Consider the following 24,498-nt stretch of genomic DNA (forward strand, 5'->3'; position numbering starts at 1 on the left):
GACGATGACGGCACGTAAGTTCGGTATTGGTCAGCCTGCCCGTCGTCTCGAAGACCTTCGCTTCATTACCGGTGTCGGCACCTATACCTCCGACATTCTTCCGGAAGGCACGGCGCAGGCGGTCGTGCTGCGCAGTCCCCATGCTCATGCGCGTTTCAGCATCGCGGATCTGGCGACGGCGCGCGCGATGCCCGGCGTGCTGATGATCCTGACGGCTGCCGACATCGCCGAGATCGGCGACTTGCAGTGCCTTGCCGGCGTGAAGAACCATGATGGCTCGCCGCTCAATCGCACTTCCTATCCGGTGCTGGCACGGGACGTGGTGCTGCATGTGGGCGATGCGGTCGCCTTCGTCGTGGCCGAAACGGAACTTCAGGCCCAGGAGGCCGCCGAATCGATCGTCGTGGACTGGGAGCCGCTGCCGGCCGCCGTCGAGATCGATGCGTCGCTGGCTGAGGGCGCTCCTCTCGTGCGGCCTGAGCTCGGCAACAACATCGCCTTCGAGACGAAGATCGGCGACGAGGCGGCGATCGATGCGATCTTCGCCAAGGCCGATCGCGTGGTCGGCCTCGACATCGTCAACAACCGCCTCGTCTCCAACTATATGGAGACCCGCGCCTGCCTCGCCGAATACGACAGGGAGAGCGGCCGCTGGACCATCACCCTGGGCAGCCAGGGCAGCCATGACATCCGCGACAACCTCGCGAAGAACCTCCTGAAGGTCGATCCGTCGCGGATCCGCGTCATCACGCCGGATGTCGGCGGCGGCTTCGGCACGAAGATCTTCATGTATCGCGAATATCCGCTCTGCGCGGTGGCCGCCGAGCGGCTGGGGCGGCCCGTCCGCTGGGTGGCCGGCCGGGGCGAACATTTCCTCGCCGATACCCATGGGCGGGCGAATGCCACACGGGCCGAAATGGCCCTCGACAAGAGAGGGCGTTTTCTCGGCCTCAAGGTCGATCTGCGCGCCGATATCGGCGCCTATCTTTCGCAATACGCGCCCTATATCCCGACCGAGGGGATCCGCATGTCGCCGGGATGCTATGACATTCCGGCCTTCTTCGGGCGGGTGCGCGGCGTCTATACCAACACCACGCCGGTCGATGCCTATCGCGGCGCCGGCCGTCCGGAGGCGGCCTATATGATCGAGCGCCTCGTCGATCATATCGCGCGCACGATCGGCTCGACGCCGGACAAGATCCGGGCGTTGAATTTCATCAAGCCGTCGGCCATGCCGCATCGCACCCAGACGGGCCGTCTCTATGACACCGGCGAGTTCGAGGGGCATATGCGCGAGGCGATGGAGAAGGCCGACTGGGCCGGCTTCAAGGACCGGCTGAAGGCCTCCCGGCGCGCAGGCCGGCTGCGCGGCATCGGGCTTGCCACCTATATCGAGGCCTGTTCCGGTGGCGGTGCCGAAGCATCGACGGTCAGCCTGGAAAAGGATGGCTCCTTCAAGGTCGCGATCGGCACGCAGTCGAACGGGCAGGGCCACGCGACGGCCTATGCGCAGATCGTCTCGGAGTATTTCGACGTGCCGCTGGACGCGGTGGCCGTGCTCCAGGGCGATACCGACACCGTCGCGACGGGAAGCGGGACGGGTGGCTCGCGCTCGATCCCGGTGGGCGGCGCGGCGCTGGCGCGCGCCAGCGACGACCTTGCGGACAAGCTCAAGCGGCTGGCGGCCGAGGCTCTCGAGGCCGGCGTCGCCGATCTGGAGATCGAAGGCGGGCGCATCCGTATTGCCGGCACGGACCGGGCGATGGCCTTGAGCGAGATCGCGGCGCTCCCGTCCGCGACGCCGGCGGCGGTGACGTCCGCCGAGGCATGGACGCCGCCGGAGCCGACCTATCCCAACGGCAGCCACATCTGCGAGCTGGAGATCGATCCCGATACGGGCACGGTTGAAATCCAGCGCTATACCGTTGTCGATGACTTCGGCCGGGCGATGAACCCGCTGCTTCTTGCCGGACAGGTGCATGGTGGCGCCGCGCAGGGCATCGGGCAGGCGTTGCTCGAGCGCACAATGTTCGACGCCGACGGCCAGCTCATCACTGCGTCGATGATGGACTACGGCGTGCCGCGTGCCGATCTCATTCCATCCTTCTCCTTCTCGACGCGCAACGTTCCCTCGACCACCAATGCGCTCGGCATGAAGGGCGCCGGCGAGGCGGGCGCGATCGGCGCCTGCCCTGCGGTGATTAACGCGGTGGTCGATGCCCTGCAGCGTGCCACGGGCATCATGCATATCGATATGCCGGCGACGCCGGACCGTATCTTCGCGGTCCTGTCCGAGGCGGACGTGGCCGCGGCGTAAATGCCGCACCCTGTGGTAATGACAACCGTTCACAAGGTCGTCATTAGAATACGTCCAGTTCGATGTTAATCATGAGCGATGGTCTCTATGGTCCGGGAAAAGCTCATGATTCGAAGTGCTTTGGTTGCTGCGGGTTTATTGCTTGGCGTAACGGTCGGTATCGCGCAGACGGATCCCATTGCCGCGCGGCAGCAGGAGATGAAGAACAACGGGCAAGCTTCGCGCATCGGCGCCGGCATGGTTCGTGGGCAGGAGCCCTTCGATCTTGCAAAGGCCCAGCAGGTGTTCAACACCTATATTCACACCGCCGACAACTTGGGTAAGCTCTTTCCCGAAAGCTCGAAGACCGGCAAGACGGCGGCGTCCCCGAAGATCTGGGACGATCGCGCCGGGTTCGATGCGGCGCTGGCGAAATTCGGCGCCGAAGCGCGCAAGGGTCTCGCCGAGACAAAGGACCTTGAGTCGTTCAAGATTGCCTTTGCTGCGGTCGGTCGCACCTGCGGTGCCTGCCACGAAGGTTTCCGCGTCAAGCAGAACTGAAGCGTGAATGCCGGTCGGGTTCTGGGATAGCGCTAACGGGCCGTAGCGCACGAAGACCTATCCCAGCCCTTACCGTCGAATCGGTCCAGGATGATCCCCGGGGGCCGTATCTGTCGAGGTGGCCATGAAACGGCTTCTGAGCGGTCTGATTCTGCTTGCGATCATCGGCGCGGGCGGTTTCTGGGTGCTGACGAGCCCCCGCTGGCAATCGCAGGATATCGGGCCTATTCCCACGGATGCGCCGGACCTGGACAATGGCCGCAGCCTTTTCATGGCAGCCGACTGCATGGGCTGCCATGCGACGCCCGGGCAGGACGACAAGCTGAGGCTCGGCGGTGGGCTCGCCATGACATTCGGTTTCGGCACGTTCCATGTGCCGAACATCTCGCCCGATACGCGCGACGGCATCGGCAATTGGACGGTCGAGCAGTTCGCGCGGGCGATGCATGCGGGTGAGGACCCTGACGGCCGGCATCTCTATCCGGCGTTTCCCTATGCCTCCTTTCAGCGGATGACGGCGCGCGACCTGCGCGATCTCTTCGCCTTCATCAAGACCTTGCCGCCGGTCGAGGGGCAGGCGCCCGGCCACGACCTCAAATTTCCATACGCCATCAGGCGCGGCGTCGGCTTCTGGAAAATCCTCTACCTCGATGGCGAGGTGTTCAAGCCCGATCCGCAACGCAGCGCGTCCTGGAACCGGGGCGCCTATCTCGTCGAGGCTGTCGCCCATTGCGCGGAGTGCCACAGCCCGCGCGATGCGCTTGGAGGCATTGTCGCTGACAGACGCTTTGCCGGAGGGCCCCATCCGGAAGGGCGCGGCTATGTTCCCAATATCACGCCGGACGAGGCGACCGGGATCGGCAAGTGGTCGAAGGAGGAGCTCGTTGAGCTCCTGACCACGGGTTTCACGCCGACCTTCGACTCGGTCGGCGGCAGCATGGCGGCCGTGGTGGCCGGGACCTCCCAGCTCAGTGCCGCCGATCGCGAGGCGATGGCCGAGTACATCCTGTCCTTGCCGCCACGGACGGCGACGCCGCGCGCCAACTGACGCGTTAGAGCATTGTCGAGCGACGTGAACGCTGGCTAGCCTGAACAGAAAGCGTGACAACAAGAGCATGAAGGCATTTGGTGAATTGGTGTTTACCGAATGCGCTTCAGAATTAACCGCGATTCAGCACCTTCAGCCGTCATGGCCGGGCTCGTCATTGAAGTCGGGCTTGCCCGACTTCAATGTGTCCAACGCGGAACTCGGCAACAGCCGAGTTCCGTTGCCATCCCGATCTATCGAAGCGCCATTCCGATCGGGATCACCGGGACAAGCCCGGTGATGACGGCGGTAACTCTTGCGGCAAATCTTGCGGCAAATCTTGAATGTCGCTTCAGCCTCAGTCCATCACCGCTGCCTTGAGAATGCAGACCATGACGGCGCGCGCCGGGCCGTCGCTGGTGCAGCGCACGGTATGCGGACGGTCGCAGCGGTAGCGCAGGCTTTCGCCGGCCCGGGCGAACTGGAGGACACCGGCGACCTCGACCGTGAACTCGCCTTCAATGACCGACAGGCACTCGATCGAGCCGCGCTGGTGCGCTTCGGATTCCAGCACGGCGCCGGGATCAGCCTGGATATCGTACCATTGCAGCCATTCGACGGTCTTGATCCAGCCGATGATGGCAAGCCGCATGCGCCCGTCGTCGGAGACGAGAATCGGCGTATCGGCTCGCGATGATTTCTCGATGAAGGGCTCGTCGTCGCCGGAGGCGAGAACGCGCTCGATCGACACATCGAGGGCCTGGCTCAGGCGCCAGATGGTCGCGAGCGTCGGATTGGTCTCGTTACGCTCGATCTGGCTGATGATCGATTTGGCAACGCCCGACTGCTCCGCGAGCTCCGACAGCGACAGATTATAGGCCTTGCGCAGCCGCTGCACCGTCTTGCCGAGTTGGCCAGACAAGAGCTGCGCGCCAGCCTCCATCTCTCGCGTGCGATCCTTGCCTTCGACGGCCATCCAGATGCCCCATAATTTCGGAATAGCGAACAAGCGTTTGCTATGACGGACGCAATGTGACCGCCTCGTGCGGATCAATCAAGCCTTGTTCGTCCACCACCGGTGAAAGTGATGCACGGGACCATGGCCGGAGCCGATGGTGAGCTGGTCGGCAGCCGCGAGCGCCGCTGTGACATAGGATTTGGCTTCGCCGACGGCGGTGTTGAGATCGAGTCCCTTCGCCAGCCCCGCGGCGATGGCCGAGGACAAAGTGCAGCCTGTCCCGTGGGTATTGCGGGTCGCGATGCGGGGCGCGCTGAAACGATGCATCCCGTTGCGGTCGAGCAGGAGGTCGACGCTGTCCGGGCCATCGCCGTGGCCCCCCTTGATCAATACGGCTTCGGGGCCAAGCGCGAGGATGAGCCTACCCTGCGCGATGATGTCGTCCTCATTGCGCGCGATGGGTCTGTCGACGAGCGCGGCGGCCTCGGGCAGGTTCGGCGTGATGATGCGGGCTCGTGGAATGAGCGTCCGACGGAGCGCGGCGATGGCGTCGGGTGCCAGCAGCCGGTCTCCGCTGGTGGCCACCATGACAGGATCGAGCACCACCTGCCGCTGGCGATACCGCTCCAGCCCCTCCGCAACGGCGGCGATGACGCCGGCCTGCGACAGCATGCCGATTTTGACCGCCGCGACGGTGAGATCGGAGAACACGGCGTCGATCTGGGCGGTGACGAACTCCGGCGGGACATCGTGGATGCCGCGGACGCCGTGCGTATTCTGGGCGGTCAGGGCGGCGATGACGCTGGCGCCGTAGACGCCAAGCGCCGAGAAGGTCTTCAGGTCGGCCTGAATGCCTGCGCCGCCACCGGAATCGGAGCCGGCGATGGTGACCGCGATCGGTGTCATGAACTCAACTCCCATAAGGTCACTTCGCCGTCTGGTGCCAAAAACTCAGGTCAGCCCGCCGCGTGCGGCGAGCGCCTCATCGACGATGGCGCGCAGCCGGGCCGTGGCTGCCGCGACGTCGTTCTGCATGAACAGCGCGGATATCACGGCCACCCCATCCGCGCCGGCGGCGATGATCGCCGCGGCATTGGTCGGGTCGATCCCGGCGATGGCGCCGATCGCTTTGCCCGGGGCCGCTGCGCGGGCGACGGCGGCGACACTGGCGAAACCGCGCGTACCGAGCGGCAGTTCCGGATTGATCTTGCTGACCGTTTCAAAGACGCCGCCGATGCAGCCGTAATCGAGGGGCAGGCCCTCCATGCCGCGCGCGTCGGCTTCCGTCTTCAGCGTCAATCCGATGATCGCCTCGGGGCCGAGAAGGCGGCGCGCATCGGTGACCATCATGTCGCTCTGGCCGATATGGACGCCTTCCGCGCCGGCGGCAAGAGCGACATCGACACGGTCGTTGATCAGCAGCGGCACGCCGGCGCCGGCAACTGCGGCGCGGATGGCGCGCGCCGTCTCGACAAGCTGGCGCGTCTCGCTGTCCTTGTCCCGGTATTGCAGCAGCGTCGCGCCGCCGTCGACCGCCGCCCGGGCAAGCTCGGGCAACGGGCGTCCCTTCGTGCGTTTGGGATCGAGGATCGCATAAACGCGTAGGTCGACGTGTGGCATCACTACCCTCGTTTGCCGGTGTCCGGATCACTCCCCCGACGTCAACGGCGGAAGGCGACCATTGCAATGGGTCTCGCCGTCCCTTGCGGGCGGTTTTGCACGATGGGTCATGGCAAGAAGAGCGCGCCTTGGCAAGCTGTTGCGGGCATAACGATCGCGCCTCGCCTTCGCAGTCACCCCAAGAAGGCAGGGGCAGGAACCCGCACCCCCCATACAAAAAAAGAGCCGCGACGGATGATCCGCCGCGGCATCAAGGCGATTGAGCAGGGAGGTCAGCTCAAACGGTATGGGTAGGTCCCGCCTTGCGGGCGGCGCGCTCGGCGTAGCTGTGGTGATGCTGGCGCCACACCAGGAACACGCCCGAGGCGATGATGATGCCCGAGCCGAAGACGACCGCAGGCACCGGAAGCTCCGCGAAGAGGAACCAGCCGATCAGGCAGGCCCAGATCATCGTGGTGTACTCGAACGGCGCGATCAGCGACGTGTCGGCATGCCTGTAGCTCATGGTGAGCAGGATCTGGCCGATGCCGCCGGCGACGCCAATGGCGACGAACAGGGCAAACTCACGGGGTGAGGGGAGGACCCAGTTGCCGAGCAGGATCGTGCTCAGACCAAGCGTGCTCATCAGCACCACGAAATAGAAGACGATGGAGCCTGTGCGCTCGGTATTGACGAGCTTGCGGACCTCGATGGTCGTGCTGGCGTTGCAGAACGCCCCCAGGAGGGCAAAGACGAGGCCGATGGTGACGGCCGAGGACGCCGTACCCGACATCAGCGCGCTCGATGCGACATGGGGGGTCAGCATCACGAGCACGCCGACGAACCCGATTGAGACCGCCAGCCAGCGATAAGCCTGAACCTTCTCCCGCAGGAAGATCGCCGCCAGGACGACCACCAGCAGCGGCGCGATATAGCCGATGGCGATCGCATCCGACAGAGGCAGCTTGGCGAGCGCCGCGAAGCCCAGGAACATGCCGCAGCCGCCGATGAGCCCGCGCTTGATATGTCCGCCGATGTTCTCCGTGCGCATCGACGCCACGATCTCGCGGCGAAAGCCGAGCCAGACGATGAGTGGCAGGATGGTGAAGAAGGAGCGGAAGAACACGATCTGGCCGGTCGGGAAATCCTGACCGACGCTTTTGATGCCCGCGGCCATCAGCGTGAAAAACAGCGCCGATACGACCTTGAGCGATATTCCTAGGAGGGGGTTCACGGCTGAAGACCAAATTCATGCAGATGCTGCTTTCATAATGGGCAGCTCCTGGAGAGCCAAGATCGAAAGCGGCAGGTCAGCTATGCGTCCGGCGCGATGGTGCGTATTGCGTCAAGTTTCTTTTAAGAGGAAATTAATGGATCTATTGCGAGTTCAAGAATAAATATGGTTTATTCTTGTTAACGATGTCCATATTAAGTCATAATCCTGCCATCATCTGATCACGCCGGGCTTTTGGCATTTTTGATCCACGCTTTATCCCGCGTCACGAAACTGCAATCGGAATCAGGTTTCTGGTGGCCAACACGGTTGCACGCGCGCCGTGATCCGAGCAAGCTGACGCGGAAGGCTGGAGCCTTGCGGAACGACGTTTTGCGAACGAAAGCCCTGTTCATCTCTGACGTGCATCTCGGCACCAAGGGATGTCAGGCGGATTTGCTTCTCGATTTTCTGCGTGTCCACGACGCCGACACGATCTATCTGGTCGGTGACATGGTCGATGGCTGGCGCCTGAAACAGAAGTGGTACTGGCCGCAGGCGCATAACGACGTCGTGCAGAAGCTGTTGCGCAAAGCACGCAAAGGCTGCCAGATCATCTATATTCCCGGTAATCATGATGAGTTTCTTCGTGATTACGTCGGATCGAACTTCGGCGGCGTGTTGATCATGGACTATGCAATCCATGAAGCCGCGAATGGCCGCCGGTATCTTGTCACGCATGGCGATCAATTCGACATGGTGGTGCGCCATGCGCGCTGGCTCGCCTTCTTCGGCGATCGCGCCTACGGCTTCGCCCTTTTCGTGAACACCTATCTCAACGCCGCGCGCCGTCGCCTCGGCCTGACCTATTGGTCGTTGTCCTCCTGGGCCAAGCTCAAGGTCAAGAATGCGGTGAATTACATAGGCCGCTTTGAGGAGCTGCTCGCCTCGGAGGCGCGCCGCCATGAGGCGCAGGGTGTCATCTGCGGCCATATCCACCACGCCACGATGCATGACGACTATGGCGTCCGCTACATCAATACGGGCGACTGGGTGGAATCCTGCACGGCTCTCGTCGAGCATTATGACGGCCGCTTCGAGATCGTGCATTGGGGGCGCTCGACGGAGCCAAGCGCCGTTATTCCGCTTCAGGAGGCCGCAGCCTGATGCGCGTCCTCGTCGCAACGGATGCCTGGCACCCACAGATCAACGGTGTCGTGCGCTCGCTTGAGCATGTGGCGCGCGAGGCACCGGCGCTCGGTGCGGAGATCGCCTTTCTGACGCCCGACATGTTCAGAACCTGGCCGATGCCCAGCTATCCCGAGATCAGGCTGGCTGTCGCCTTTGCTGCGCCGGTCAAGCGCAGGATGGCGGCGCTCAAACCGGATTTCGTGCATATCGCGACCGAGGGGCCGATCGGGCTCGCCGCGCGGCGCGCCTGTCTGAATGGAGGCCTGCCTTTCACGACGAGCTATCACACGCGCTTCCCGGAATATCTCGCGGCGCGTCTGCCGGTGCCGATGGCCTGGAGTTATGCGGCGCTCAGGCGGTTCCACAATGCCGGCGCCGGTATCATGGTGAGCACCGGCACGATTGAGAGAGAACTGGCAGCGAGGGGGTTCCGGCCGCTGATGCGCTGGTCGCGCGGCGTTGACGCGTCGTTGTTCAGGCCTCGGCCCGATGCGGGAAGGCCCTTTCCGGCACCTGTGTTCCTCTATGTCGGGCGGGTCGCCGTCGACAAGAACATCGAGGCTTTCCTCAGGCTCGATCTGCCAGGCACGAAAGTCGTGGTGGGCGACGGCCCCGCACGGCTTCCCTTGCAGGCGGCTTATCCCGAGGCGCGCTTTCTTGGCAGCCTGACGGGCGAGGCGCTGGCGGCCGTCTATGCGGCCGCGGATGTCTTCGTCTTTCCCAGCATGACAGACACCTTTGGCATCGTGCTGCTCGAGGCGCTGGCGAGCGGCCTGCCTGTCGCCGCCTTCCCGGTGGCGGGACCTGTCGACGTCATCGGCTCATCGCAATGCGGCGTCCTCGATCATGATCTCAAGCGCGCGGCGCTCATGGCGCTGGCGATCCCGCGTGACCGCTGCCGCGCCTATGGGCTGACTTTCACCTGGCGTGCCAGTGCCCGTCAGTTCCTCGACAACATCCGCCTCGCGCATGGCGGAGATGGCGGCGGAGAGGATGGCAGACTTGCGATCGCCTCGTGAGGTCGGCAGACGCCCGGCTTTTCAGGTGAAGCGGCGCAGTTTCTCGGAGGCGGTCAGGGCGGTGAGCCCGGCCAGGATCTCGCCGGGTGAGCGAACGGGTTTGCCACGCTCTTGCGGCTGCGGCGCCGCGGCTGCTTGCCGGGCCACCAGCGCTTGGAGTTGCTCCCGGATACTGGCGGCTGACTGGGTGACGGGCGGCTCGCTTGCGGGCTGGCCGGCGTTGTTGACGACGAGCCGCACCGTCTGCGGAAGCTCCGGCGCTGCGGCCTCTTCCCGGCGGGGGGGCGGCTCGGGCCTCGCCGGCGCGTCGCAGGCTTCGACCGCTTTCGCCAACCGCTGTTCAATCTGGTCCACCAGGCGCGCCAGCAGGCGGAAACGCTCGCTGATCGCCATGCTGTTCGCCGCAACCGCATAGAGGCCGGCAAGACGATCCCGAACGACGTTACCGGTGACATCGCCGGCCATAGTCCGCGGCGGCTCCTGATTCCAGGCCATTTCCTGGATGAGTTCGGCGGCGTCGATGATGGCAGCCGTCGTCTTCTCCTGGGCACGCGCCAGGGCCGTGAGCGGATCTCCGCTCACTTCGCGATCCAGCGTCGGTTGGCTTCCCGGCGCAAGCGCGATCTCGATACGCGTCCGTTCAATCAGGCGCTGCATCTGGACAAGCCGGAAACGCAGCCGATCACGGTCATCCTCCGCCGTCTGCCCGGGGCGGGGGGCCGTGCCCTGGAGGCGGCCCAACGCGTCGATGAGGGATTGCAGGTCGGCATGCCGCTGGCGTCGCACATATTCCGCGAGAAACCAGCGTCCACGCTCGGTCTCGCTGAGGGCCCGGGCGATGGCATCGTAGCTCGGTGATGCCTCGGTGGAACTGGCTTCGGATGTCAGCATGGGGTGCTCGGGTCGTTAGGCGCGTCGGCGTGCAGGCTCATTCGTCCCAACGATAGGGGCCTCAGCGTAAAGGATCCTTTACGCTGGGGACTGAATCGAATTTTTGCTCACCCCCAGAGGGCCGGTGTCGGTGGGCTGACGACGCTGCCTTCGTAAAGGAGGCCGTCGGGCCTGTCCTCTGCCAGCAGCAGAGGACCGTCGAGATCGACGAAACGCGCCCTGGGCGTGAGGAGCATGGCCGGCGCCATCGCGAGCGAGGTGCCGACCATGCAGCCGACCATGATGCCAAGGCCGCGCGCCTCGGCGTCAGCGATGAGCGCGAAGGCTTCGGTGAGGCCGCCGGTCTTGTCCAGTTTGACGTTGACGACGTCATAGAGACCGGCCAGCCGGTCGAGGTCGTCACGGGTATGCAGGCTTTCGTCGGCGCCGAACGGAATGAGGCCGCGATGGGCTGCGAGATGCTGGTCATCGCCGGCGGGCAGGGGTTGCTCGACGAGCGCCACCGCCGCCCGGTCGCAGGCCGCGAGGTTGTCAGCCAGCATGTCGGGCGTCCAGGCCTCATTGGCATCGGCGATGATCACCGCATCGGGCGCGGCGGCGCGCACGGCGGCGATGCGCGCGGGATCGCCGGCGCCGCCGAGCTTGATCTTGAGGATGGGGCGCCGGCTGCGCTGCGCGGCGTACCCCATGGCCTCGGGGGTGCCGAGGCTGATGGTATAGGCCGTCGTGGTGCGGGGAACGCGCGCAATGCCGGCTAGAACATGGGCCGGCACGCCGGTGATCTTGGCCTCGAGATCCCAAAGGGCGCAGTCGAGGGCGTTGCGGGCAGCACCGGCCGGCAAGACCTCCTGCAGGCCTGTCCGATCGAGCCCGCCCGCGATCGCCACGCGCTGGCTCTCGATGGTCGCCACGACACCCTCGACGCTCTCTCCATAGCGGGCATAGGGCACGCATTCGCCGCGTCCGCGGTGGTCGCCATCGGTGATGGTGGCCGTCACGACGACGGCTTCCGTCCGGGCGCCCCTGGAGATGACGAATCGCCCCGCGATCGCGAAGTGTTCGACGGCGAGGGTGAGATGGCGCGGCATTGGAGACCTCTCGGCAGACCCTGGAAGGCGACGATCACGGCTCGCAGCGTGATGTTGCAGGGATGCAGCTTTATCACTTATTCCAGGGTGGCGGCATGGGTTGGCTCGACACAGCGGGGTATCGTCGCTATCGGTGAATGTTGAGGCTTTAGACTGAGATCATGATGTCCGCCGCGCGTGGACGTCGGCTGGCAAGACAGGTGCATGAACGCAGGACCCACCGCCGCGACCGAGGAGGCTGGCAGCGAAATCAGGGCGACGCTCTCCGGGCTTTGGACAGCACCTTACGCGGCTGCTGTCGAGAAAGAAGCGCAGTCCGTGATTGATGCGGCCCAAGGTGCCGGACGCGTCATCCTCGACATTTCCGGTATCCAGCGCCTCGACACTCTGGGGGCCTGGGTGCTCGACAGGACGCGCCATGAGCTTGGCGATCGCGGTCTGCATGCGGATTTCGTCGGTGCCCGTCCCGAGCAGAGCATTCTCCTCAACGAGATTGCCTATCGCAGCGGCCAGGAACTGGAGAAGCGCCGGAAATCCCGGCTGGTCGACTTTCTGGCGGAGATCGGCGAGGCGGTGGTCGAGGCCGGGCGGGATATGGCGCGCGGCGTCAGCTTTCTCGGCGAAACCACAGCCGGACTTGCGCGCGTCTTTGCCAATCCGCGGCGCTTCCGCTTCACCTCGCTCGTCAATCAGCTCGAACAGGTCGCCTTTCGGGGTGTGCCCATCATCATGCTGATCTCGTTTCTGGTGGGCTGCATCATCGCCCAGCAGGGCATCTTCCAACTCCAGCGCTTCGGCGCCGTCACCTTCGTCGTCGATCTCGTCGGCATCCTGGTCCTGCGCGAGCTTGGCGTGCTTCTGACCTCGATCATGGTGGCAGGCCGCTCCGGCAGTGCGTTTACCGCTGAAATCGGCTCCATGAAGATGCGGGAGGAGGTGGACGCACTGCGTGTCATGGGGCTCGACCCCATCGAGGTCCTGATCATCCCGCGGATCCTGGCGCTGATCATCGGCCTGCCGATGCTCACCTTCCTGTCAGAGATCGCGGCTCTGTTCGGCGGGGGGCTCGTCGCCTGGGTCTATGGAGGCATCAGCCCGGAGATCTATCTGGCGCGCTTGCAATCGGCTATCGATGTCAACACCTTTCTCGTTGGTATGATCAAGGCGCCGTTCATGGCGCTGGTCGTGGGCCTGATCGCTTCGCTCGAGGGGCTTGCCGTACAGGGATCGGCCGAATCGCTAGGCCGGCAGGTGACGGCAGCCGTCGTGAAATCGATCTTCATGGTGATTGTCGTGGACGGCCTGTTCGCGATGTTCTTTGCGGCGATCCGCTTCTGAGGTGTGTATGGACCAACGACCGGTTGCATCGGCCGAGGGCGGCTCGCCCGAATCAAGCTATGCCAGAGAGGCGAGCGACCGCGCGGGGGATCCGAACCGCGAAGCCGTGATACGCGTTCGTAACCTGGAGGTCGGTTTCGGCGAGAAGATCATCATGAAAGGTCTCGATCTCGACGTCTATCGCGGAGAAATCCTGGGTTTCGTCGGAGCCTCGGGCATGGGCAAGTCGGTGCTGACGCGGACCATTCTCGGGCTCGTGCGCAAAACCCAAGGCACCATCGAGGTCTTTGGGGAAGATCTCGATGATCTCGGGCCGGAAACGCGGCGGGCGGTGGAACGACGCTGGGGGGTGCTGTTCCAGCAAGGTGCCCTGTTCTCGTCGCTGACCGTGAAGCAGAACATCCAGGTGCCGATGCGGGAATATCTCAACATGTCGGAGCGTCTGCTTGACGAACTGGCGATGCTGAAGATCGAGATGGTCGGCCTGAAAGCGGATGCCGCCGACAAATATCCCTCCGACCTGTCCGGCGGAATGATCAAACGCGCGGCGCTTGCCCGTGCGCTGGCCCTTGATCCGGAGATTGTTTTTCTCGACGAACCGACCTCGGGCCTCGACCCGATCGGCGCCGGCGAGTTCGACGATCTCATTGCCACCCTGCAGAAGACCTTGGGTCTCACTGTGTTTATGGTGACGCACGATCTCGACAGTCTTCATTCGGTGTGCGACAGGATTGCAGCACTGGGCGAAGGACGTATCATTGCCCAAGGGCCCATCGAGGCTATGCTGGCATCTGACAATGCCTGGGTGAAGGCATATTTCCATGGCAAGAGAGCGCGCGCAGTGATGGACGAACGTTAGCTAGCCATGGAAACACGCGCCAACTACGCTTTGATAGGGCTGTTTACGGTTGCCGTCGTCACAGGTGCGTTCCTGTTCGTCTATTGGTTCGCGGCACTGGGCAGCGGCGGCGCGCGCGAATCCTATCGTGTCATCTTTACGGGATCCGTGTCCGGTCTCTCGCGGGGTGCCTCGGTGCTCTTCAACGGCCTGAGGGTCGGTGAAGTGCGCAGCATCAGCCTGCTGCCGGAAGATCCGCGCCATGTGGTCGCCATCGTCGATGTCGATTCCGGCGTGCCGATCAACTCCGATACCAAAGCACGCCTCGAGTATCAGGGGTTGACGGGCGTCGCCTCCATCCAGATGACGGGCGGGGATCCCAAGGCGGCGCCGCTGGTCGCGGCACCCGGTCAACCGATGCCGACGATCTATGCCGACCGGTCCGATTTCCAGGATCTCCTGGAGACGGCGCAGCGTCTGGCCCGGCGGACCGATGATATCCTCAACAAGATCGATTCCGTTGTTGGCGATGTGCAATCGCCGATCGCCAACACCGTGCGCAATGTCGAGAAGTTCTCCCAGGCCCTGGGTGACAATGCCGGCAATGTGAACGAGCTCCTGTCCAGCGCTGGGGAAACCGCCAAGAACCTGTCGAGCCTGTCCACAAGCCTCGACGCGGCCGTGCGGGCCGTCGATCCCAAGCAGGTCTCCGAGATCATCGCCCATGTCGATCGCTTCACGAAGGCGCTCGGCGACAATTCCGGCGACGTTGGGACCATCCTGAAGAATGCAAGCTCGCTGACGGCCAAGCTCGACCGGGCCGCCGACCAGGTCGAGGGCGTGTTGAAGGCGGCGCAGGGCCTGCTGTCTTCGCCGGATGGGAAGGGTGCCTTTGACGAAATCGCCGAAGCGGCGAGGTCGATCCGTACGCTCGCGGTCAATCTTGACTCGCGGACCGCCGAAATCACGGCAGGCATCAAGCGCTTCACCGGCCCCGGTCTTGGCAATGTCGAGGCCTTGACGAGCGATGCGCGCCGGACGCTGAACGACCTCAACCGCACCTTACAGAGCGTGCAACGGAATCCGCAGCAGTTCATTTTCGGCGCCAAGCCGAATTTGCCAGCCTATAGCGGCCCACGCTGATGCGGCGGCTCGGTTCACAACACTCGCGCTCTGGAGGCGTCATGATGGGTCCCGCGAGCGAGCCGCATAACGGCAATCCCGGTCGCCCGAGATGGGAGAGGCTCGGCTGGAGCGCGCGGTCCCTGTCGCTTGCGGCCACCCTGGGATTGGCTGCCTGCGCATCGCCGCCCCCTCCGACCTTCGATCTGACCGCACCGAGCAGTGGCTTGAGCGCCCGTGGCGGGCGGCAGCTCGCCGTGACGGAGCCGGTCGCTCTCGAGACGCTCAACAGCCAGCAGATCATCGTCCACGATAGCGCGGGGTCCGTCTCCAGCCTGAGCGGCGCCCAATGGAGCGACAAGCTGCCGGCTCTGGTGCAGACGCGTCTGATCCAGACTTTCGCCAATGCTGGCCAGCTGCGCAGGGTGGGCCGCCCGGGCGATGGCACGATTGCGGCTTACCAGCTGGCGACCGAACTGCGCCAGTTCTACATCACCGCCGGGACTGGTGAGGCCGTGGTCCAGATCGCCGCCCGTATCATTGACGCCTCGACCGGGCAGGTGGTGTCGGCCCGCATCTTCACGGCCAAGGTTCCCGTCGCGACCCTCACGGGGCCGGCCGGCGCGGCGGCCCTTGACGCGGCGCTGGGCATCGTTCTGAAGGATATCGTGCGCTGGGCGTGATCTGAACCTTGATCCCGTCCGCACGCGCCGGTTTGATACGGAACCTCCGTCGTCATTCCGGGGCGGGCCGACAGGCCCGGGCCCGGAACCCATGACCACCACGTTCAACAACACCACGCTCGACCGGGAGGCACAGTCCGATGCGCCTTCTTCTCAGACCGCGTGCCCATGGTCTCCGGGCTCCTCGCTGACGCGAGACCCCGGAATGACGGCGGGATTCCAGAAAACCACAGCATGCATCTCGCCATCCCGGCGCTAGAGCAAGTCCGTCTTTTGCGGACTTGCTCCACTCAAAAATCGACGAGCAAATTCACCGGCTTAGATGGAATCGTCTGACATCATCTAAGCCGGATTTGCTCTAGCGGGGATGGAGCGCGTCCAGCCGTCGGTCAGGTCATATGCAATTTCTGCAGCCGGTGATGCATTCGGTTGTTATTTCGATTCCGGAAGCGGGCCTATCTCCTTGATTGCGGATTCTTTCTCGGATCGGCCGGCTTCGGGGGCTGGCCACGATCGGACGGCGGCCAGGATCAGGGCGCTTCCCCGCTGCCTGTCCGTTTTGACATCAGAGGTCGATACATGAGGGGCGGTGCCCGTTCACGGGCTCTGCAAACCGGTGGGCTGCGTCGGCACAGGATTAGAATCAAAAACGGGCCCGATCCTGTTGATCGGGCCCGCTTTTCGTCGGGAGGCTGGTCAGTCGAACCGCCCGGTTGCGTGGGCGAGCATCGTATAGACCTTGCCTGTTTCCGAGGTCAGGTAGGTCTTGGTCATGACCGAGTCCCGGTCCTTGCGCGACACCTCGGCGAGCAGGCGCTCGAATTCCTCGATGTAGCGGTTCACGGTGTCTCTGAATTCGGGGTCGCGACGGTACTTCCGACGGATTTCCTCAAAGGTCTGCTGGCCCTGGAGGGTGTAGAGCCGGCGGGTGAAGACATTGCGTTCCCCGCGCTTGTACCGCTCCCACAATTCAAGGGCCGCGTCGTGGTCGATCATCCGGGCGATATCGACCGAGATCGAATCGAGGAGTTCGATGGTATGGCGCGGCGAGCGCTCGCTGCGATCCGGTGCTGCCGGGGCGGGGGAATCCACCAATTTGGCGGCGAGGTCCGCGCCTTTTGCGCCGGCATCATCCCGCGAGGCACGTACCAGGAGGTCGGAGAGCCAGCCGCGGGCGCCCGTCTGGCTGCTGTCGCGCGTCGGGGCCGGCGCGGCAGGATCCTCGCGACGGACCGGCGCGAGGCGGGCCGCTTCCTCGGTGAAGTTATCAGCGACGGCGGTCGTTGCCGAACGCGGCGGTGCCGGGGGTTGCGATGCGCTCGCACGGTGGGTGGGACCCTCGGCGGGCGGGGGCATGCGGCGCGGGGGCGCCTCAAGCCGCGAGCCGGCGTCGCCGCGCGGTGTCGGATCGCTGCGCTGGCTCGTCCGCGGTTCGGCCACGTCGAGCGACCGGCCCTGGCGGGACACGATATCGGTCAACTCGTTGAGGGCCTTGATCTGATCGGCGACCACGCGGCGCATCGCTGTGGCGCTTTCCTGCGTCTCGCGGGGAAGCTCGACCATGCCGCGCTGCAGCTCCTTGCGCGTCGACTCCAGCTCATGGCGGATTTCGCCGGAGACCGAGCGCATGTCCTCGGCAATGCCGTGGAAGCGTTCGGTCGCCTTGCCGAGGCCTTCGCTCATCTCCTTCACGACCTGCTCGTAGGCGCTGCGCAGCGCTGCAGCGGTCTGCTCGCGCTCCTGGTCTGTCGTCGCGCGGATCTGGTTGAACTGTTCGGCGATCGACTGGGTCGCGGATGCGGCGTTGCTGGACAGAAGCGCGCCGATCTGGCGTGCCTTCTTCTGGGCATCTTCCAGGGATTCGGCCAGGAGCACGTTGAAGGAGCCCGTGATCTGTTCGATATCGCCGGTGCGTTCCGCCACGGCGCCGAGCAGGCTCTCCAGCGTTGCACGGCGCTTGTCGAGCGCGGCGCCGAGGCGCGTCTCCACGCCATCCAGCGTTGCAGCCGCATTGGCGAGGGCCTGCACATGGTCGGTCGTCATCTGGGCGACCGACTGCCCCTGGGTCGCCAGTTTCTTGGCGAGGCTGTTGGCCTCCTGGACGGATCCGCTCGACACCTCGCGCAGCGCCTCCACCTGCGCGCCCACCTCGCTGGTCGCGCGCCGCGCCTCGTGCGTCAGGGTGTTCAGCACGTTCTCAAGCTCGTTGACGCGTTGGCCGAGGCCTTCCTCGACGCTCGTGAGGTTGGTGCTTGCGCCGGCCGTGAGCTGCTGCAGGAGCTGGTTGGCCTCCGACAGACGGCTGAGGACGCCGGACAGCTCATTGCGCAGGCGCTCGTTGGTGGCCACCAGGGCATCGATCGACTGGCCGGTGCCGGCATCGATCGCTTGACGCAGACCCTCGCTCGATGCGGCGAAGAGCTCGGTCATATGCTCGCTGCGCTCGCGCACGGCATCGGCGACCGAAAGGCCACGGGCTTCAAGCGTGCGGACCACCGCTTCGCCAACGGAGGCGAGTTCGCGTGCGATGGCCTCGCCCTGGTCGCCAAGGGTGACGACGAGGTTCGTTCCCTTCTCTCCGAACAGCGATGCCAGTTCCGCCATGCGGTTGCCGAGGCTCGAATCGATGGCCTCGGATCGCAGCGTGAGCTCTTCGCTGAGGCGCCGGCCTCGCTCGTCCAGGGTCGTCGATACGGAGTCCAGGCGGTCGACGACGCGCTCCTCGAAGCGCGCAACGCGCTGGTCGAGCGTGGAGGCGATCTCCAGGGCACGGCCGCCGAGTGTCTGGTTGATCTCTTCCGCCTTGCGCGAAAGGATCTCGGTGAGGGCCTCGCTCTTGCCGGAGACCATGCTGCCGATCTCGTCGGCCTTGGCTTCGAGCGCATGGGTCACCTCGCGTCCGCCCTCGGCGAGCACGCGGGCGATGCCGCTCGTGTGGCGGACCAGCGCCTCGCTCAAGGCATTGGCGCGGGCGCCCAGTCCCTCGTCGATCCCGGTGATGAGGGTGTCGAGGTTCTTGGCGATCTCGCCGCTCTTGGCAGCCGAGCGCTGCTCGATCGCGGAGATCTGTTGTTCCATGACCTCGGCGGCTGCGCGGCTGCGTTCGACGAGCGCTTTCCCAAGCTCCTCGCCGTGGGTGGAGAACAGCTCGCGCACGGCCTCGAGCTGTGCCTCGACCACTGCGGTGAAGCGGCCGGTGTCGCTCGCGATGCGATCCACGAGCGTGCTGCCGTGAATGACGACGGTCTCCTGCAGGGTTCCGATGTGGTTGGTCAGGGTCGTGTCGAGCTTCTGGCCCTGGCTTTCCATCAATTCCTGCAGGCTGCCGATGCGCATGCCCAGGGTGGCGATGAGCTCCTGCCCACCGGTATTGACGAGGGTCTCGAAGCTTGCGAGGCGCGAGGCGAGCGCGAAATCGAGCGAGCGCGCGCGCGTCTCGACCACGTCCTCGAAGCCGGCGATGCGCTCGCCGATAACCGTGTCGAGTTGCCGTCCCCCGGACACCACGCTGTCCCTGAAGGCGGCCAGCCGGCCCTCGAGGGTCGAGTTGAGGCGGTCGTTGCCGCTTTCGAGGCTCGTCTCAAGGATCGTCAGGCGATCGTCGAGCGCCGAGGTCAGGCGGCTCGTGCCACCGTCGACGGTCGTCTCGAAGGTCGACAGGCGCTCCTGCAGCAATTGCAGAAGCTGGCCGCCGCTCGTCTTGACGCTGCTGTCGAAGGCTGCAAGCCGGCCCTCGACGGTGGTGGCAAGGTATTCCCCACCATCGGCCAGGGTCCGGGCAAAGGTGCTGATGCGGTCGTCGATCGCCGTGGCGAGCTGGCCGCTGCCGTCCTTGATGCTCGCGTCGAAGGACGAGAGGCGGCCGTCAAGGGTCGTTGCGAGATGCGCGCTACCTGCCTCGATCCCTTCTATGAAGGTCGAGATTCGCTCGTCAATCGTGCTGGTGAGCTGGCCGCTGCTTTCCGTGATGTGGCTGTTGAGCAGCGCCAGGCGCTCATCGAGCGTGCTGGCGAGCTTCTCACTGCCGTCGCTGAGCGTGGAGCCGAAGCCTGCGAGACGCGTGTCGAGCGTGGCGCTGAAGCTTGCCAAGCGCGTGTCGAGTGTGCTCGCGAGTTCGCCGCTGCCGGTGTCGATGAGGCTGCCGAAGGCGTCCAGCCGGCCGTCCAGCGCCGCGGTGAGCCTGTCGCCACCGCCGTGGATGGTCGTGTCGAAGGCCGCAAGACGTGCGTCCAGTGTCTCCGCCAGGCGGCTCGCGCCGTCCTCGATACGGCTACCGAAGGTGGAAAGCCGCTCGTCGAGCGTGGTCGCGAGCTTGTCGCTGCCTTCGTCGACACGGTTGCCGAACGCGGCCAGCCGGCTGTCGAGCGTGGTGGCGAGTTTTTCGCTGCCCTGATCGACCTTGCTGCCGAAAACGGCGAGGCGCTCGTCCAGCGTCGCGGCAAGCTGGCTGCTGCCGCCGTCGATCCGGTTTCCGAATTCCGCCAGCCTGTCGTCGAGCGTCGCGACGAGGCGCGTGCTGCCATCGCCGATCGTGTCGCCGAATACGGCAAGGCGCGTGTCGAGCGTATCCGCGAGGCGGATAGCGCCGTCCTCGATGTGACTGTTGAAGGTTCCAAGCCGCGCGTCGAGGGTCGTCGCGAGTTGCTCGCTTCCTGCATTGATCGCCGTGCTGAACGACGCGAGACGTTCGTCGAGCGTTGCGGCCAGCTCATCGCTGGTCCCGCTGATGCGGCTCCCGAAGATCGACAGATGTTCGTCGAGGGTCGCGGCCAGCTGCCCGCTGCCGCTGCTGATGCCGGCGTTGAGCGCGGCGAGGCGCTCGTCCAGCGTCGCGGCGAGCTGGCTGCTGCCCTCGTTGACGCTGGCATTGAGCGCCGCAAGCCGCCCATCGAGGGTCGAGGCAAGCCTAGCGCCCCCTTCATTGATGCCGCCGTTGAGGGCCGCGAGGCGCTCATCCAAGGCACCGGCAAGCTGCTTGCTGCCCTCGTCCAGCCTGAGCCCGAAGGCGGACAGGCGCTCGTCGAGCGAGGCAGCGATCTGCCGGCCGCCCGTGTCGATGCTCGTATTGAGGGCGTTCAGGCGGCTCTCGAGCGCTGCCGACAGGTGCTGCGTGCCGGCCTGCACGCTCTTGACGAAGGTGGTGATCCGGCCATCCAGCGTCGTGGAGAGCAGTTGGCCCCCCTCGGCTATGCTGGATTTCAGCGTGGTGATGCGTCCCTCGAGCGTCTCGGCGAGCTGGTCGCCCCCGCTCTGCAGGGCACTGGACAGGGCCGCCAACTGTTCCGCGATGGTGGATGCCAACTGGCCGGAGCCGTCCTGGATACCGGACTGGAAAGCCGCCAGCCGGCCGTCCAGGGCGGCCGTCAGATGCCCACCGCCCGTCGCGATGCTTGCCTCGAAAGCCGCCAGGCGGCCCTCCAGCGAAGAGGCGAGCTTGCCGCCGCCCGACTCGATGCTCGCCTCGAAGGCAGCAAGGCGCTGCAGCAGGGTCTCGTCGAGGGCACTGCCGCGCTCGCTGATGGTGCGCGCCAGGTTTTCCGCATTGCGGGCAAGGGTGTCGTTGACGCGCGTGCCCTGTGCCGCCACCGCCAGCACGATCTCGTTGCCCGTGCCGCTGAGGAGTTCCTGCGCTTCGCTCGTCTTGGTGGTGATGACCGCCCTGAATTCCTCGGTGCGGGTGGTGAAATCATCCGCGAAACGCTTGGCACTGGCCTCAAAAGCGCCCTGTGCGCCGCTGGCCTGCTCGCCGATCAGCGTGGCAACCCGCTCACCTGTGGCTGACAGCGTCTCCTCGAGCGTGCGGCCGTTCGTGGTGATCGTCTCGTGGATGCGGTCGCCGGTCGACGCCAGGCGATCGGCGAGGCTGCCGCCGCGTTCGATGATGGTTTCGGTGACGCCGCGGCCGACCGCCTCGATGCGCTCCGTGACTTCGCTGCCACGCAGCACGATGGTGCTGGCGACCTTCTGGCCGGCGACCGAGATGGTTTCGTTGAGTTCGCCGCCCTGGTTGGAAATCGTCGTCGCGACGCCCGCTCCGACTTCCTCGATGCGACGGCTGACTTCCGCGCCCCGCTCGCCCAGGGCCACGCCAAGGGCCTCACCGGTGGTCTTCAGCGTGTCGTTCACCTCGAGTGCCTTGCGGGCGATGGTCTCGGCGATCTCGGAGCCGGTCGCGGCGATCTTGCGCGTGACCTCGACGGAGCTCTCCTGAAGGCCGGCGTTGAGCTTATGGCCGGTCTGCTCGATAGACTGCGAGATCTCCAGGCCCTTCCTGTCGAGAAGCGCCGTGACCTCGTTGCTGGCCGTGGCGAGACGGACGTTGACGCTCTCTGCGGTGGTGCTGAGGCGATCGACGAGACCGGTCCCGCGGTTCTGCATCTCGTTGAGCATCCGATCGCTGATCTGGTCCAGCGTCTGGGCGATCTGCTCGCCCTTGAAGCCTAGGGACTCGGCGGCTTTCGTGCCCGCCGAGGTCACGGCCTGCACGAGGTTGCGGCCGGCGACCTCAAGTTCCTGGGTGAGATTTTCATGGGCGCCGGTGATCGAGCCGCGCACGCGGTCCGCATTGGCGACGATCGCTTCCCGCTGGGCGACCAATTCGTCGATCAGGGTGCGGATACGGATTTCATTGCCCTGGTAGGCGCGTTCGAGCGTGGAGATCTCGCTGCGGACCAGCGTCTCCAGTTCACCGGCGCGGGCGAGCGCGCGCTCCACGCCATCGCCGATGGCCGCGACTTCACGGCGAACGGCCTGCGACAGGTTGACAACCGCCTCCGATGCCAGCGTCTCCGGCTGGGCGAGGCGCACGGCGACGCCTGTCATGGCGCGCGCGACATGGCGCATTTCCTGGGTGCGCAGGCTCAGAATCGCCAGAACGAAGAACAGCAGCACCGGCCCGATGAGCAACACGCCCATCAAGCCCCAGTCGGTCGGAGCAAGGGTGGCGATCACGTCCTCTACGCCGGTGGCGGTCAAGCCGTAGCGTGCATTGAGGAAGGCCCCCATGGCGACCAGCCAGCACAAGGATGCCAGGGCGGCAAACCAGAGCGGCTCGCGCGAGGGCTTCTGCTGCAGCGTCTGGAGCAGCGCACCGACAGACTGGCGATCGTCGTTGGCGACGCGGGAGGGATCAGGCGCGATGACGGTGGCCGAGCGGGGTGGGTCGATATGGTGGGGCTCAGGGCGTACGGGCTCCGCGGGCGCTGCGTCCTGGCGCCTGCCAGCGAGTGTCTCGTCGTCCCGCGTGTCTGGCAGCCGCGCCTCCCGGATGTCCTTGGTATCCTTGGTGTCCTTGACATCCTTGGCGTCGGCGGTTTTCGCCTGGGAGCCCGACGCCTGCATGTCCGCGACGTTCAGGCTCAAAGCCTGTTCCAGCGCCGACAATGCTTCCTGCGTCGGATCAACGAGTTTATTGTCTTTGGCCATGTCGCCGCCTCGCATCGCCCCCAATTCCATGCGGTGATCAGGGGGCCTCATCCCCGATCTTGCTGATTGCAGTCGCCGCTATCGACAAACATTCAGCAAATACCGCTGTTTACCATGAGAGCTTAGCCCCCCGCCGCGGCAATTGAAACCCGAGGCGAGAGGCAATTGAGAGTTTCGTTAACGGCTTTTTTACCCTTTTCGGCGCCCACGATCTACGCTGCTGTCGGTGGGACAGGGGGCAGCGAAGAATGTTGATGGAGCGGCGATAGCGCTGCATGGTGGCCCAGTCTGCGTGCAACATCTGCGTGAACAACGAGCGGGTTATGAGCGAGCGATTCGATGAGGTACCCCCGGCGAAAGATGCTGTGGATATTGACGAGGCCTACCTCGACCAGCAGACGGGAGGCGATCGCGAGCTGGCGCGCGAGATCATTGGCCTCTATCGCGATCAGGTCCGACAGCAATATGCGGTCATCACGGGCAGGGGCGAACTGCGCGCACGCAGCGATGCGGCCCACACCCTGAAGGGGTCCTCGCGCGCGATCGGCGCATGGAAGGTGGCTGCCATCGTCGAGGACATCGAGGGTGCCCTTGCCGATCCCGCGACGCCGGAACTCGAGATGCTTTTCCAGCGGTTCGACGCGGCCCTCAACGCCGCTGACACTGCGATGCGGGCTATCCTCGCCGCCCGTCCGCTATGATCTCGCAGCCGGTCGCACGCCCACGGGACGGTACCGTATCGCTGCTGTGCAAGCATCAGATCAGGGAACGCTTCATCCGAACGCCTGGCCGTGCATTCCGGCCCGCGCTCCCCGATCTCAAACCGAATGGATTCCAAGTGCCGAAGGACCGACAATGACAGCCGTGACTTTCGTGGACGCCGCCGGAACGGCAAGGACCGTCGAGGCCGAAGCCGGCTCCACGGTGATGGAGGCGGCTATCCGCAACGGAGTGCCCGGAATTGATGCCGAATGCGGCGGCGCCTGTGCCTGCGCCACCTGCCATGTCTATGTCGAGGAGGCGTGGTGGGACCGGGTCGGTCCCCCCGGGGGGATGGAAGAGGACATGCTCGACTTCGCGTCGGATGTTCAGCCGCGGTCGAGGCTGTCATGCCAGATCCGGCTCACGCCTGATCTCGATGGCCTTGTCGTGCACACCCCGGCGCGCCAGGGATAGGATGGGATCGCGGCATCAGTTTTTCTCGCCGGCGCGGGGCATCTATCGGGTCGTGCCGAAGCGCCTGATAGCG

Annotated in this window: 18 protein-coding genes; 11 read left to right on the forward strand and 7 right to left on the reverse strand. The window is 65.1% G+C overall.

Annotated features, from left to right (window positions below):
* The first annotated feature begins 4 nt into the window (after positions 1–4).
* The 3 genes from C7450_RS27485 (at position 5) to C7450_RS27495 (ending at position 3,905) form a co-directional block, all read left to right on the forward strand.
* Positions 5–2,317: a xanthine dehydrogenase family protein molybdopterin-binding subunit gene (locus C7450_RS27485; RefSeq protein WP_110377689.1), complete on the forward strand. Its 2,313-nt coding sequence runs from the start codon at positions 5–7 to the stop codon at positions 2,315–2,317.
* Between the two features lie 87 nt (positions 2,318–2,404).
* Complete coding sequence (locus C7450_RS27490) at positions 2,405–2,857, forward strand: c-type cytochrome (RefSeq protein WP_170147475.1); 453 nt, start codon at positions 2,405–2,407, stop codon at positions 2,855–2,857.
* A 124-nt stretch (positions 2,858–2,981) separates the two neighbouring features.
* Positions 2,982–3,905 carry a c-type cytochrome gene (locus C7450_RS27495; RefSeq protein WP_110377691.1) on the forward strand — a complete coding sequence of 308 codons (924 nt, stop codon included), beginning with the start codon at positions 2,982–2,984 and terminating at the stop codon, positions 3,903–3,905.
* 337 nt (positions 3,906–4,242) lie between these two features.
* Here C7450_RS27495 and C7450_RS27500 read toward each other — a convergent pair whose 3' ends face one another.
* From C7450_RS27500 to C7450_RS27515, 4 genes are all read right to left on the reverse strand, one after another.
* Positions 4,243–4,860, reverse strand: coding sequence for a helix-turn-helix domain-containing protein (locus C7450_RS27500; protein WP_110377692.1), 618 nt, complete (start codon positions 4,858–4,860; stop codon positions 4,243–4,245).
* A 78-nt stretch (positions 4,861–4,938) separates the two neighbouring features.
* Positions 4,939–5,748, reverse strand: coding sequence for a bifunctional hydroxymethylpyrimidine kinase/phosphomethylpyrimidine kinase (gene thiD / locus C7450_RS27505; RefSeq protein WP_110377784.1), 810 nt, complete (start codon positions 5,746–5,748; stop codon positions 4,939–4,941).
* A 45-nt stretch (positions 5,749–5,793) separates the two neighbouring features.
* A complete protein-coding gene (gene thiE, locus C7450_RS27510; RefSeq protein ID WP_110377693.1) occupies positions 5,794–6,462 on the reverse strand; it encodes a thiamine phosphate synthase in 669 nt (222 codons plus the stop codon).
* Positions 6,463–6,739: 277 nt separating this feature from the next.
* A complete protein-coding gene (locus C7450_RS27515) occupies positions 6,740–7,675 on the reverse strand; it encodes a DMT family transporter (protein ID WP_245450145.1) in 936 nt (311 codons plus the stop codon).
* Positions 7,676–8,047: 372 nt separating this feature from the next.
* On the opposite strand from C7450_RS27515, the gene C7450_RS27520 reads away from it, so the two are divergent.
* A complete protein-coding gene (locus C7450_RS27520; protein ID WP_245450147.1) occupies positions 8,048–8,821 on the forward strand; it encodes a UDP-2,3-diacylglucosamine diphosphatase in 774 nt (257 codons plus the stop codon).
* Positions 8,821–9,864 (forward strand): glycosyltransferase family 4 protein, encoded by a 1,044-nt coding sequence (locus tag C7450_RS27525; protein WP_110377694.1) that lies wholly within the window; start codon positions 8,821–8,823, stop codon positions 9,862–9,864. The genes C7450_RS27520 and C7450_RS27525 overlap by 1 nt, the downstream gene beginning before the upstream one ends.
* Positions 9,865–9,885: 21 nt before the next feature.
* On the opposite strand, the gene C7450_RS27530 is transcribed toward C7450_RS27525, so the two are convergent.
* Together C7450_RS27530 and dgcA are read right to left on the reverse strand one after the other, a co-directional pair.
* On the reverse strand, positions 9,886–10,755 hold the full coding sequence (locus C7450_RS27530; RefSeq protein WP_110377695.1) for a hypothetical protein: 870 nt from the start codon (positions 10,753–10,755) through the stop codon (positions 9,886–9,888).
* A 107-nt stretch (positions 10,756–10,862) separates the two neighbouring features.
* Positions 10,863–11,843 carry an N-acetyl-D-Glu racemase DgcA gene (dgcA, locus tag C7450_RS27535; RefSeq protein WP_110377696.1) on the reverse strand — a complete coding sequence of 327 codons (981 nt, stop codon included), beginning with the start codon at positions 11,841–11,843 and terminating at the stop codon, positions 10,863–10,865.
* Positions 11,844–12,047: 204 nt separating this feature from the next.
* Here dgcA and C7450_RS27540 point away from each other — a divergent pair, with 204 nt between their 5' ends.
* From C7450_RS27540 to C7450_RS27555, 4 genes are read left to right on the forward strand one after another with little or no spacing between them, the layout of a single operon-like run.
* Positions 12,048–13,181: an ABC transporter permease gene (locus C7450_RS27540; RefSeq protein WP_110377697.1), complete on the forward strand. Its 1,134-nt coding sequence runs from the start codon at positions 12,048–12,050 to the stop codon at positions 13,179–13,181.
* A gap of 7 nt (positions 13,182–13,188) precedes the next feature.
* Positions 13,189–14,040, forward strand: coding sequence for an ABC transporter ATP-binding protein (locus tag C7450_RS27545; RefSeq protein ID WP_210206559.1), 852 nt, complete (start codon positions 13,189–13,191; stop codon positions 14,038–14,040).
* Positions 14,041–14,046: 6 nt separating this feature from the next.
* Positions 14,047–15,162: an MlaD family protein gene (locus C7450_RS27550; protein ID WP_110377698.1), complete on the forward strand. Its 1,116-nt coding sequence runs from the start codon at positions 14,047–14,049 to the stop codon at positions 15,160–15,162.
* A gap of 41 nt (positions 15,163–15,203) precedes the next feature.
* Positions 15,204–15,824, forward strand: a complete 621-nt coding sequence (locus C7450_RS27555; protein ID WP_245450149.1) for an ABC-type transport auxiliary lipoprotein family protein — start codon at positions 15,204–15,206, stop codon at positions 15,822–15,824.
* 696 nt (positions 15,825–16,520) lie between these two features.
* Here C7450_RS27555 and C7450_RS27560 read toward each other — a convergent pair.
* Positions 16,521–23,249 carry an apolipoprotein A-IV repeat region-like domain-containing protein gene (locus tag C7450_RS27560; RefSeq protein WP_170147476.1) on the reverse strand — a complete coding sequence of 2,243 codons (6,729 nt, stop codon included), beginning with the start codon at positions 23,247–23,249 and terminating at the stop codon, positions 16,521–16,523.
* A gap of 323 nt (positions 23,250–23,572) precedes the next feature.
* On the opposite strand from C7450_RS27560, the gene C7450_RS27565 reads away from it, so the two are divergent.
* Together C7450_RS27565 and C7450_RS27570 are read left to right on the forward strand one after the other, a co-directional pair.
* Complete coding sequence (locus C7450_RS27565) at positions 23,573–23,950, forward strand: Hpt domain-containing protein (RefSeq protein ID WP_170147477.1); 378 nt, start codon at positions 23,573–23,575, stop codon at positions 23,948–23,950.
* Positions 23,951–24,104: 154 nt separating this feature from the next.
* On the forward strand, positions 24,105–24,425 hold the full coding sequence (locus C7450_RS27570) for a 2Fe-2S iron-sulfur cluster-binding protein (RefSeq protein WP_110377701.1): 321 nt from the start codon (positions 24,105–24,107) through the stop codon (positions 24,423–24,425).
* Positions 24,426–24,498 lie beyond the last annotated feature (73 nt).

Source organism: Chelatococcus asaccharovorans (assembly GCF_003201475.1).
In the GTDB taxonomy this organism is placed as follows: domain Bacteria; phylum Pseudomonadota; class Alphaproteobacteria; order Rhizobiales; family Beijerinckiaceae; genus Chelatococcus; species Chelatococcus asaccharovorans.

What these genes read in the sequence shown, in the direction of transcription:
- C7450_RS27565 (WP_170147477.1), top strand. Translation starts at nt 23,573, where the DNA reads ATGAGCGAGCGATTCGATGAGGTACCCCCGGCGAAAGATGCTGTGGAT.
- C7450_RS27525 (WP_110377694.1), top strand. Translation starts at nt 8,821, where the DNA reads ATGCGCGTCCTCGTCGCAACGGATGCCTGGCACCCACAGATCAACGGT.
- thiD (WP_110377784.1), bottom strand. Translation starts at nt 5,748, where the DNA reads ATGACACCGATCGCGGTCACCATCGCCGGCTCCGATTCCGGTGGCGGC.
- C7450_RS27530 (WP_110377695.1), bottom strand. Translation starts at nt 10,755, where the DNA reads ATGCTGACATCCGAAGCCAGTTCCACCGAGGCATCACCGAGCTACGAT.
- C7450_RS27550 (WP_110377698.1), top strand. Translation starts at nt 14,047, where the DNA reads ATGGAAACACGCGCCAACTACGCTTTGATAGGGCTGTTTACGGTTGCC.
- C7450_RS27495 (WP_110377691.1), top strand. Translation starts at nt 2,982, where the DNA reads ATGAAACGGCTTCTGAGCGGTCTGATTCTGCTTGCGATCATCGGCGCG.
- C7450_RS27570 (WP_110377701.1), top strand. Translation starts at nt 24,105, where the DNA reads ATGACAGCCGTGACTTTCGTGGACGCCGCCGGAACGGCAAGGACCGTC.
- C7450_RS27540 (WP_110377697.1), top strand. Translation starts at nt 12,048, where the DNA reads ATGAACGCAGGACCCACCGCCGCGACCGAGGAGGCTGGCAGCGAAATC.
- C7450_RS27560 (WP_170147476.1), bottom strand. Translation starts at nt 23,249, where the DNA reads ATGGCCAAAGACAATAAACTCGTTGATCCGACGCAGGAAGCATTGTCG.
- thiE (WP_110377693.1), bottom strand. Translation starts at nt 6,462, where the DNA reads ATGCCACACGTCGACCTACGCGTTTATGCGATCCTCGATCCCAAACGC.
- C7450_RS27500 (WP_110377692.1), bottom strand. Translation starts at nt 4,860, where the DNA reads ATGGCCGTCGAAGGCAAGGATCGCACGCGAGAGATGGAGGCTGGCGCG.
- C7450_RS27545 (WP_210206559.1), top strand. Translation starts at nt 13,189, where the DNA reads ATGGACCAACGACCGGTTGCATCGGCCGAGGGCGGCTCGCCCGAATCA.
- C7450_RS27555 (WP_245450149.1), top strand. Translation starts at nt 15,204, where the DNA reads ATGATGGGTCCCGCGAGCGAGCCGCATAACGGCAATCCCGGTCGCCCG.
- C7450_RS27490 (WP_170147475.1), top strand. Translation starts at nt 2,405, where the DNA reads ATGGTCCGGGAAAAGCTCATGATTCGAAGTGCTTTGGTTGCTGCGGGT.
- C7450_RS27485 (WP_110377689.1), top strand. Translation starts at nt 5, where the DNA reads ATGACGGCACGTAAGTTCGGTATTGGTCAGCCTGCCCGTCGTCTCGAA.
- dgcA (WP_110377696.1), bottom strand. Translation starts at nt 11,843, where the DNA reads ATGCCGCGCCATCTCACCCTCGCCGTCGAACACTTCGCGATCGCGGGG.